This is a genomic window from Pseudomonas proteolytica, assembly GCF_007858275.1.
GTDB classification, from domain to species: Bacteria; Pseudomonadota; Gammaproteobacteria; order Pseudomonadales; family Pseudomonadaceae; genus Aquipseudomonas; species Aquipseudomonas proteolytica.
Window position 1 is genome coordinate 68288 of the sequence record NZ_VFEV01000031.1, and the last position, 9472, is coordinate 77759.

Consider the following 9472-nt stretch of genomic DNA (forward strand, 5'->3'; position numbering starts at 1 on the left):
GTGACTGACACACCGAGGTGCCCGCATCGCAGGCAAGCCAGCTCCCACATTTTGAATTGTGCTGACCGTTGGGCAAATTACTCCGTGCCCTGAGCCCCCATCCCCCCTAAAATGCCCGGCATTCACTGCCCGAGGCGTTTTTGTTCATGTCTGTCACCCCTAAACCTGCCACCCCCGCGCCGGATCATCACGCCCAGTTCATCGAACTGCTGCGCGCAAGCCTTGAGCAGAATGCCTTTATCAAGCTGGTGCTGGCCAAGTACGTGGGTGAAGAAGCCGAGTTGCAACGCCTGATCATCAAGCCGGTGACGGTCAAGGAGCAGGCGTGCCTGTCTTTTGTCTATCGCTACAAGACCCGTGATATCACCAAGAATTTCCCCCTCGAAGACGCCGTCGCGACGCTTGCCGCGCTGTTGCCAGCCTCGTTCAAGAACGCCCATCTGCTGTCGTTGACCGACGAGGCGCAGCTGGAATACAGCAAGAAGAACAAAAGCTCGCTGTTCAAGAGCAAATCCCAGCAACTGCGTGAAGCACCGTCGGCCGAACACAACCGCGAGAAAAACCGCATCCTTGACCTGACGCGGCCGTTTCTCGCCGACCTGGGCGTGACCAACGCCAAGCACGAGCTGATCCCGGCGATGTCGCGCAAGTGGAAGCAGATCAACAAGTTCATCGAGGTGTTCAGCCATGCGCTGACCTCATCCCCCTTGCAACTGGACCGGCCAGTGCGGGTCGCGGATTTTGGTTCGGGCAAGGGCTACCTGACGTTCGCCATCCACGACTACCTGCGCAACACCCTCAAGGCCGACGGCCAGGTGACGGGTGTGGAGTTGCGCGAAGACATGGTGACCCTGTGCAACAACGCCGCCGCCCGCCTGGAACACCCGGGGCTGGTGTTCAAGTGCGGTGATGTGCGCAGCGTGGCGCCCAGCGAGTTGGACGTGATGATCGCCCTGCATGCCTGCGACATCGCCACCGACTATGCGATTCATACCGGCATCCGCTCCGGGGCGTCGATCATCATGTGCTCGCCGTGCTGCCACAAACAGATCCGCTTGCAGATCCAGAGCCCGGCGCTGCTCAAGCCGATGCTGCAATATGGCCTGCACCTGGGCCAGCAGGCGGAAATGGTCACCGACAGCTTGCGCGCGTTGTTCCTGGAAGCCTGTGGCTATGAGACCAAGGTGTTCGAGTTCATCTCCCTGGACCACACCAACAAGAACAAGATGATTTTGGCGGTCAAGCGTGCCGAGCCTTCGGATAACGCGCAGTTGCTGGAGAAAATCCGCGAATTGAAGGCGTTCTACCAGATCAGCGAGCACTGCCTGGAAACCCTGCTACGCGCCGATAACTACCTGCCCTGAGCACCACGCAGAACCAAAAATGTGGGAGCGGGCTTGCTCGCGAAAGCGGTGGGTCAGTCGCCGTATGTATTGACTGACCCAGCGCTTTCGCGGGCAAGCCCGCTCCCACATTTAGAGTGTATGCGGCTTGGCCGGCTGCACAGCCGTCTTGCGCCCCAGCATCACCGTCACGATCACACCGCAGGCAAACAGCCACGTAATCGGCTCGATGTGCTCACCAAAAAACAGCGCGGAAAAGGCGATGGTGAAGAAGATCTGCAGCAGCTGGATCTGGCTGACCCGCGCGATTCCGCCCATGGCCAGCCCGGCGTACCAGGCAAAGAACCCCAGGAACTGCGAAAACAGCGAGACGTAGCCAAACGCCCACCAGGTGCGGGCCGAAATCGCGCCTTCGTGTTGCAGCGCCAGGTACGCCACCGGCCCGATCAACAGCGGCGTCGACAGCACCAGCGCCCAGCAGATCACCTGCCAGCCGCCCATCTCCTTGGCCAACCGGCCGCCTTCGGCATAGCCCAGGCCACCCACGGCAATTGCCCCAAGCATCAGCAAATCACCGGCCTGGATGCTACCGGCGCCGCTGATCAGCGCATAACCAAGCACCAACGCACTGCCCAGCGCCGCGCAGGCCCAGAAGGCTTTTGACGGCCGTTCATGGGACAACCACGCCGCATACAACGCCACGCACAGAGGTTGCAGGCCGTTGACCAAGGCGCCGTGGGAGGCGGGCAGGGTTTGCATGGCCCAGGCCGACAACACCGGGAAGCCGAGGATCACCCCGGCAATCACCAGGCTCAGGCCGCGTACCTGGCGCCAGGTCGGCCAGGCTTCGCGACGCCACAGCAACAGCAAGGCTGCCGGCACCGCCGCGAACAACGCGCGGCCCAGGCCATTGAGCAAAGGATGGACTTCCTGCACCACGATGCGGGTAAAGGGCAGGGTCAGGCTGAAGATGATGACGCCGAGCAGGCCTAAGGCCATGCCGGTGTTTTCGCGCGAGTTCATGGGAACAACCGGATCGAATGGGCTGGAAGATGCTGCCCATCTAGCCACAAAGCCCGCACGGCGCGGGCTTACAGCTGGGTGCAGATTGAACCGTACAGTTCCCGTAGGAGCCGGCTTGCCACAACAGGCCTGTCTGCTTGGATTTATGCGTTTCGGCAAGCCGGCTCCTACAGCGTTAGAAGAACCGCGTTACGCTGATCTTGGCATTGCGTCCGACGCTGGTGGCGCTGTCGCCACTCAAGGCCGGCATGTAGCTGCGGTTGAACAGGTTGTCGACGGTGAAGTTGACTTCGGTCCCCTTGAGGTACGGCTGTTGCGGTGTCCATTTGGCGAACAGGCCCTGGGTGTCGTAGCTGGCGTTGGGGTACTGGTCGTAGAAGCTGTCGCCGAAGCCGCTGTTCAGGCCGCTTGAATATTTGTCGCTGGGCAGGCGATCGGTCTTGCGCACGAACTGACCTTGCCAACCCACTTGTGCGTCCCAGGCAGGAATCTTGGTGCCCAGCATCGCGACCCATTTGGCCGGTGGAATGTCACGGGCCCACACGTGGATGTCGGTCGCCCACGGGTTGGTGTAGGGGTTTTCGCGTTTGCCGGTGGCCCACGAGTAGCTCAGGGAGCCGAACAGGTAGGTCGAGTCGTAGTAGCCTTCGAGCTCGAAGCCCTTGATGGTCATGCTGCCGACGTTGCGGTAGTTGGTCTTCGACGCTGCGTCGGTGCAGACCTTGGCGATGGAGCCTTCCATGTAGTTCTGTTGCTGGCAGCCGAGGCCGGTGGCCTTGAAAATTTCGTCTTCGATCTTGTTGTGGAACAACGTGCTGCGCAGTTGCAGGCTGTCGCCGCTGGCAATCACGTTGGCGAAGTTGGTGATGTTGCCCACGGTGATGGCAGTGATGCGTTCCGGGTCGAGGTTGCGGCTGGTGGAGGTGCGGCTGCCCAGGCCCTGGACTTCGTATTGTTCGTCGATCACCGGCGCGCGCCAGGTCTTGCTCCAGTTGGCGAACATCACCACGTCCGGGGTGACCTTCCAGAACGCTGCCAGGCGCGGCGACCAGCCGGCATAGGTGCGGTCGCTGTAGTCGTGGCCGAAGGCCGGGTCGGGGTTGCTGTAGTACGGCGCGTCGTTGGCTTTGCCACGGTTGACCACGTGGTCATACCGCAGGGATGGGGTGATGGTCACGTCGCCCAGGGTTACGGCGTCCTGGATGTAGAACGCATGGGTGTCGACCTTGCCGTGGGGCATGAACGCCGGTTGGAAATGCCCGTAGTTGTACTCAGGCGTGTCGTACTTTTCACCGGGCATCCAGCTTTCGGTATCGCGGATGTGCTTGCGGATCTGCACGCCGGTGGTCAAGGCATGGTCCAGCGGGCCCGTGTTGAAGAGGCTGATGTTGCGTAGTTCGAGAATCTTGTCGGTGTAGGCGGTGTCCATCTTGCGCCCGCCCGTGGATAAGCTCGTCACGGCCGTGGCATCGCGTGTGTCGGTCTGGTCGGTGTTGGACTCCGAATAGCTGAGCTTCATGTCGATCAGCGGGTTACCCAGGGGCTGGTATTCGTACTTGCCCGACCAAGTGGTATCGACGGTGTGGCGGTTGGCCAGGAACCGTCTGACGGCAGCGTCATAGCCATAGCGGTCGATATCGGCCTTGCGCGGTGGCGATGGGTAACTCCTGGCCGAAAACGGCGTCCAGCGTTCGCTGTTGGCCCGGGAGTAGGAGAAACCGAGGCTGTGCTCATCGGTGAGGTACATGTTCAGTTTGAACAGTTGACCGTCCACATCTTGTGCGCTGTTGGGCAGGCGCTGCGGGTTGATCGGGTAGTCCTTGCTGTCGTAGTCGCGCTTGTCGGCCAGCTTCATGTCGCCGCCGTCGCGCTTGGTCAGGTAGGCCAGGGCGTCGATGCGGCCGTCATCGGTGCGGCCATACACGGCACCGCTGTAGACCTGTTCGTGGTCGTTGCTGGCATACCCATACTTGAGCATCGCACCGCTGTTGCGTCCGTCCTTGAGCAGGTCCGGCGCATCCTTGGTGACCATGTTGACCGTACCACCGAAGCCTCCGTTGCCGGTGAAGGCCGAGTGCGGGCCTTTTTCCACCTCGACGCTCTTGATCATCTCGGGCTCGATAAACACGGTGCCTTGCTGATAGCGCTCGAAACCGCTTTTGGCCGCGCCATCGACGGTCATCGGCACGTCTTCGGCCTCGCCCATCCCGCGAATGTTGATGATCTGTCCGCCAGGCTTCATCGAGCCGCCCATGGTCACGCCCGGCAGCGTCTGCACCAGGCTGGCGATGTTGTTGGGTTGCAGGCGGTCGATATCGGCCTGGGACAGGGTCGAGCGGCCGACGGTGCTGGCATCGACTTGGTTGCCGGTACCGATCACGCTCAAGGCGTCCAACTGCACGCTGGTGCTATTGGTGGTGCGGCTTTCTTCGGGGCGCACGACATAGGTGCTGCCGACTTTGATCAGGGTGAATTCGCCGGTCTTGAGCAGGGTGCGGATCGCTACTTCGGGGGTGTAATCACCGTTGATCGCGGGCGCCTGGACATTTTTCAGCAGGTCCTCATCGAACAGCAGCTGGATTTTCGCCTGTTGCGCCACCTGGCTCAGGGATGTGGCCAGCGGTTGGGCCGGCAGTTGCAGTTTGAGCGACTCGGCCTGGGCCGTGAGGCTGACGGCCAGGCAGGCGGCGATGAGTGTCGGTCGAAGAAACAGGTGCAGGGCAAGGCAAGGCGCGCGAAACATGAAATCCCCCAAGGCGGCTAAATAGCCAAAAAAGGCATGCGTATCAAACGCAGACCGGAGGAAGACGCGGCAGGAAAAAAAATCCTCACATGCGAATGCAAAATATTCTCAAATGGCGCTACTTACGTGCTTCGATACGGACCCTGCCGTCGGCCAGGGGCACGGTTTTCACCGGCAGCAAAGCAGGCAGTGCGTTAAGCAGCGCATCCGGGTCGTTGACATCGAGATTGCCGGAAACCTTCAGTTGCGCCACTGGGCCATCGGCCAACACCACGGCCTTGGGCCGATACAGGCTCAGCTCATCCAGCAGGCTGGCCAGCTCGCGGTTGCGAAAGGACAAGTGGCCGCTGCGCCAGTCGGCGACTTCGCCAGCGGCCAGGGTTTGCTGCTGCATGGAGCCCTTGGCGTAGCTGTAGGTCGCCCGTTGTTGAGCGCTGAGCAGCACGGCGCTGGCGTTCTGGTCGGGGGCGAAGGCGACGGTCCCGTGGGCCACGCTGACCACCAGTTGCTGCTGGCTGCGACGCACGTCAAACGCGGTGCCCACCACCCGCACGTCGGCCTCGCCTGCGCGCACGAACAGAGGCCGCTCCTTGTCGGGCGCCACCTCCACGTACAACTGGCCTTGGTCCAGATGGATCACGCGGCGATGGGCATCGAAGTCCACCCGTAAGCGGGTGCTGGCGTTGACGTACAAGGTGCTGCCATCCGGCAGGTCCAGGGTGCGCATGCCTTTGGCCTGCGCCGCGAGCTCGGTGTGATAGAGCCCACGCGGGGCCCCCAGGTTGCTGGCGAGCAACGCGCAGACCAGCGCGGCAGCCACTGCCAGCGCCGGGCGCCAAGGCGCGGGTTTGCGCGTGGGCAGGGGCAGGGGTTTGTTCAGTTGCTGCAGTTCGCCAAGGTCGGCCCACAGCTGTTCGAATTCGGCGTAGGCGCGCGCATGGGCCGGCACGGCGTGCCAGGCGGCGAAGGCCTTGCGGTCCTGCGTGCCAACTTCGTTGCGATTGCGTGCAAACCAACTGGCTGCCTGGGCATCGATGGTGTCGTGCTCATCAATTCCGTGGCCGTCGCGGGTGCTCAAGCGGGTCATTCTGGCTGCTCCTTGCCCGGGTCTTTTTGAAGTCGCTGCTTGCAGTGCAGCAGGGCAAAGGCGATGTGCTTTTCCACCATGCTGATCGAAACGCCCATGCGCTCGGCGATCTGCGCCTGGCTCAGGCCTTCGAAGCGGTGCAGCATAAGGGCTTCTCGCCTGCGGGGCGAGAGTTCGGCGAGGACTTCTTTCAACTGTTCCAGGCGTTGGATGCGTTGAGCGGCGGCCATGGGATCGTTTTGCTCGTCGGTGACAGGCTCGGCGTCCCATTCGGCCTGTTGATGGTGGACGCTGTGCCGCACCTTCTGTTTGCGCCAATGGTCACGCAACAGGTTGCGTGCCATCTGAAACAGAAAGGCCCGTGGCTGCTCGACCTTGGTCCGGTCGTTGTAGTCCAGCCATTGGGTAAAGACATCCTGGGTCATGTCCGCCGCGTCGCTGGCGTTGTCCGTGCGTTTGCGCAGGTAATGCAGGATGTCTGCATAAAACCCGCGAAAGGCGTCGGCCGACAACGGGTCGGGCTTGAAACGAGACATGGATATCCTTCTTGACGCAGCACGCTGCAGAAAAGTCGCGAATGATATCGAGAACTATTGCTATTTGTCTCCGTAAATTTAAAGACCTATGCGATCCAATGTGGGAGCGGGCTTGCTCGCGAAAGCGGTGTATCAGTCGATAAATGTATTGGCTGATCGACCGCATTCGCGAGCAAGCCCGCTCCCACAGGGTTGTGGTTTAGCTCAACGAGGTCAGCAGTTTCTGCAACTGCGCCTGGCCCGCCATGTCCAGCGGGAACACCGGCAGTCGCGGATCACCCACCTCCAGCCCGGTCATGCGCAAACCTGCCTTGATCGTCGCCGGCAAGCCACCCTTGAGGATAAAGTCCAGCACCGGCAACTGACGATAGAACAGCTCCCGCGCGCGGTTGAGGTCATTGGCCAGTACCGCCTGGTACAGGTCCAGGTTGAGCTGTGGGATCAGGTTCGGCGCAGCGGTGCACCAACCCTTGGCCCCGGCGGCGAAGGCTTCCAGGGCCAGGGGGTTGCAGCCGTTGTAGAACGGCACCTGGCCTTCGCCCTGGCGGTACAGCTGGTGCATGCGCTGGATATCGCCGGTGCTCTCCTTGACCATCGTCACGTTATCAACGCTGTTGACGATCCGCAGGATCAGCTCCACGGACATATCCGTGCCGCTGGTGGCCGGGTTGTTGTAGAGCATGATCGGCACACCGACGCTGTCGCCAATAGCCGCGTAGTGCGCAAGGATCTGCGCTTCACTGAGCTTCCAGTAGGACGTCGGCAGCACCATCACCACATCAGCGCCCTCGGCTTCGGCAAAGCGCGCGCGGCGCACGGCCTTGGCGGTGGTCAGGTCGGACACGCTGACAATGGTCGGCACGCGCTTGGCGACCTTGCGGATACTGTAGGCGCTGACTTCATCCCACTCGGCATCGCTCAGGTACGCGCCTTCACCGGTGCTGCCCAGCGGGGCGATGGCGTGCACGCCGCTGTCGATCAGACGGTCGATGGAGCGGCCCAGGGCGTCGAGGTCAAGGGTGCTGCCGTCGGCGCTGAACGGAGTGATGGTGTAGCCGATAATGCCGTGAATAGTTGGGGTGGACATGGAATGTCTCCGGTCGAAAAAGGCTTCAGTTCAGGCAATCGGCGTGTTGGCGCAGGTTCTGCCGAGCGTAGTAGTTGAACGCGGCGCCGTGGCGCTTGGGCTTGGAGATCCAGTCATGGGCCTCGCGTCCCAACTGCGGCAGGATCGGCTTGACGGTACCGGCGGCCATGGCCAGCAATTGCAGTTTGGCCGCCCGTTCGATCAATTGCGCGATCACACAGGCTTCTTCGATGGTGCTTCCAGTGGACAACTGGCCGTGGTGAGACAGCAGGATGGCGCGCTTGTCGCCCAGGGCCTCGGTGATGATTTCGCCTTCTTCATTACCCACCGGCACGCCCGGCCAGGCTTCGAGGAATGCGCAGTCTTCATACAGCGGGCACAGGTCCATGTGCGACACCTGCAGCGGCACTTCGAGCATCGACAGTGCGGCGATGTGGGTCGGATGGGTGTGGATGATGCAGTTCACATCCGGCCGGCCACGATAGACCCAGCTGTGAAAACGGTTGGCCGGGTTAGGCATGCCGTGGCCTTCCAACACCTCCAGGTCTTCGTTGACCAGCAGCAGGTTGCTGGCGGTGATTTCATCGAAACCCAGGCCCAGTTGCTGGGTGTAGTAGGTGCCAGGCTGCGGGCCACGGGCGGTAATCTGCCCGGCCAGGCCCGAGTCGTGGCCGTTCTCGAACAGAATACGGCAGGTCAGGGCCAGCTTTTGCCGGTCGGTCCACGTATTATCCGCCAGGGTACTTTGCATCTGGGTCAGCGCTTGCTTGACCAGTTGGTCTTTGGGGAGTGCTAATGTCTTGGCCATATCGGTGTCCTTTGGGTGGTTCAATGGACGTCGATTTGCGGGTTCCCGCTGCTCGCAAGGTCGTTGGGTTCTGCAAATGACACTAAAGAGGCTATATGACACTTTGTGTCATTGGCAAGCAATAATCATCGCATCCTGCTTGGATTAAACGCTGCGCATGTCTATCCGTTTGAAATTATTGAGAAAAAAACTCGGGGTCACCTTGGAGGCATTGGCCGAAAAATCCGGGATGACCAAGAGTTACCTGTCCAAAGTCGAACGCGGCCTGAACACCCCGTCGATTGCCGCCGCGCTGAAACTGGCCAAGGCGTTGAACGTCAAGGTCGAAGAATTGTTCAGCGAAGACAGCGTCAGCCTCGACAGCTACAGCCTGGTGCGCAGCCATGAGCGGCCCGATACCTCGCCGGGTTATGCGGTACTGGCCCATCAGGTCAGCGAGCGCAGCCTGCTGCCGTTCATCATCTACCCGCCGTCGGAGTTCAGCGACAAGACCTTCAAGGAGCATGTGGGGGAGGAGTTTTTGTTTGTGCATGAAGGCCGGGTGGAAGTGGACTTCATGAGCGAGCGGGTGCTGCTGGAGCGCGGCGATGCGCTGCACTTCAATGCGCAAAAGCCCCACCGGATCCGTTCAGTCGGTGAGGTGCAGGCGCAGTTGTTGGTAGTGGTGCACAGCGCCGAAGAATAGGCCTGGAACGCGGTCAATGTAGGAGCTGGCTTGTGTGGGAGATTCTATGTTGCAGGTAAACCCTGCAACCTTAAGTTCGGTTGGTATTCGCTCTGGTTTTTCATCAGCGCGAATGCCACCCGGCAGAGCTTGCGGGCGAGGATTACCAGGGCTTGGGTCT

The 9472-nt window shown here is 61.2% G+C and carries 8 protein-coding genes and 1 pseudogene; 2 read left to right on the forward strand and 7 right to left on the reverse strand.

Translation table 11 applies throughout. The annotated features are described in order from the left end of the window. The first annotated feature begins 146 nt into the window (after window positions 1-146). Window positions 147-1364, forward strand: coding sequence for a class I SAM-dependent methyltransferase (locus FIV38_RS20955; protein ID WP_092234159.1), 1218 nt, complete (start codon window positions 147-149; stop codon window positions 1362-1364). A 111-nt stretch (window positions 1365-1475) separates the two neighbouring features. Here the strand turns inward: FIV38_RS20955 and FIV38_RS20960 are convergent, their stop codons facing one another. The 6 genes from FIV38_RS20960 to FIV38_RS20985 form a co-directional block, all read right to left on the reverse strand. Beyond that, window positions 1476-2366 (reverse strand): DMT family transporter, encoded by an 891-nt coding sequence (locus FIV38_RS20960; RefSeq protein ID WP_092234162.1) that lies wholly within the window; start codon window positions 2364-2366, stop codon window positions 1476-1478. Between the two features lie 175 nt (window positions 2367-2541). Then, window positions 2542-5109 carry a TonB-dependent receptor gene (locus tag FIV38_RS20965; protein ID WP_092234165.1) on the reverse strand — a complete coding sequence of 856 codons (2568 nt, stop codon included), beginning with the start codon at window positions 5107-5109 and terminating at the stop codon, window positions 2542-2544. A gap of 118 nt (window positions 5110-5227) precedes the next feature. Next, window positions 5228-6196 (reverse strand): FecR family protein, encoded by a 969-nt coding sequence (locus FIV38_RS20970; RefSeq protein ID WP_092234167.1) that lies wholly within the window; start codon window positions 6194-6196, stop codon window positions 5228-5230. Next, a complete protein-coding gene (locus FIV38_RS20975; protein ID WP_092234170.1) occupies window positions 6193-6732 on the reverse strand; it encodes an RNA polymerase sigma factor in 540 nt (179 codons plus the stop codon). Before FIV38_RS20975 ends, FIV38_RS20970 begins: the two co-directional genes overlap by 4 nt. A gap of 199 nt (window positions 6733-6931) precedes the next feature. After that, entirely contained in the window at window positions 6932-7819 is an 888-nt protein-coding gene (locus FIV38_RS20980; RefSeq protein WP_092234173.1) for a dihydrodipicolinate synthase family protein, read from the reverse strand. Window positions 7820-7844: 25 nt separating this feature from the next. After that, on the reverse strand, window positions 7845-8627 hold the full coding sequence (locus FIV38_RS20985) for an aldolase (protein ID WP_029299117.1): 783 nt from the start codon (window positions 8625-8627) through the stop codon (window positions 7845-7847). Between the two features lie 157 nt (window positions 8628-8784). On the opposite strand from FIV38_RS20985, the gene FIV38_RS20990 reads away from it, so the two are divergent. Beyond that, a complete protein-coding gene (locus FIV38_RS20990) occupies window positions 8785-9312 on the forward strand; it encodes a helix-turn-helix domain-containing protein (protein ID WP_029299116.1) in 528 nt (175 codons plus the stop codon). Window positions 9313-9356: 44 nt separating this feature from the next. Here the strand turns inward: FIV38_RS20990 and FIV38_RS20995 are convergent. Beyond that, window positions 9357-9472, reverse strand: a pseudogene (locus FIV38_RS20995) (IS110 family transposase); the annotation flags it as partial.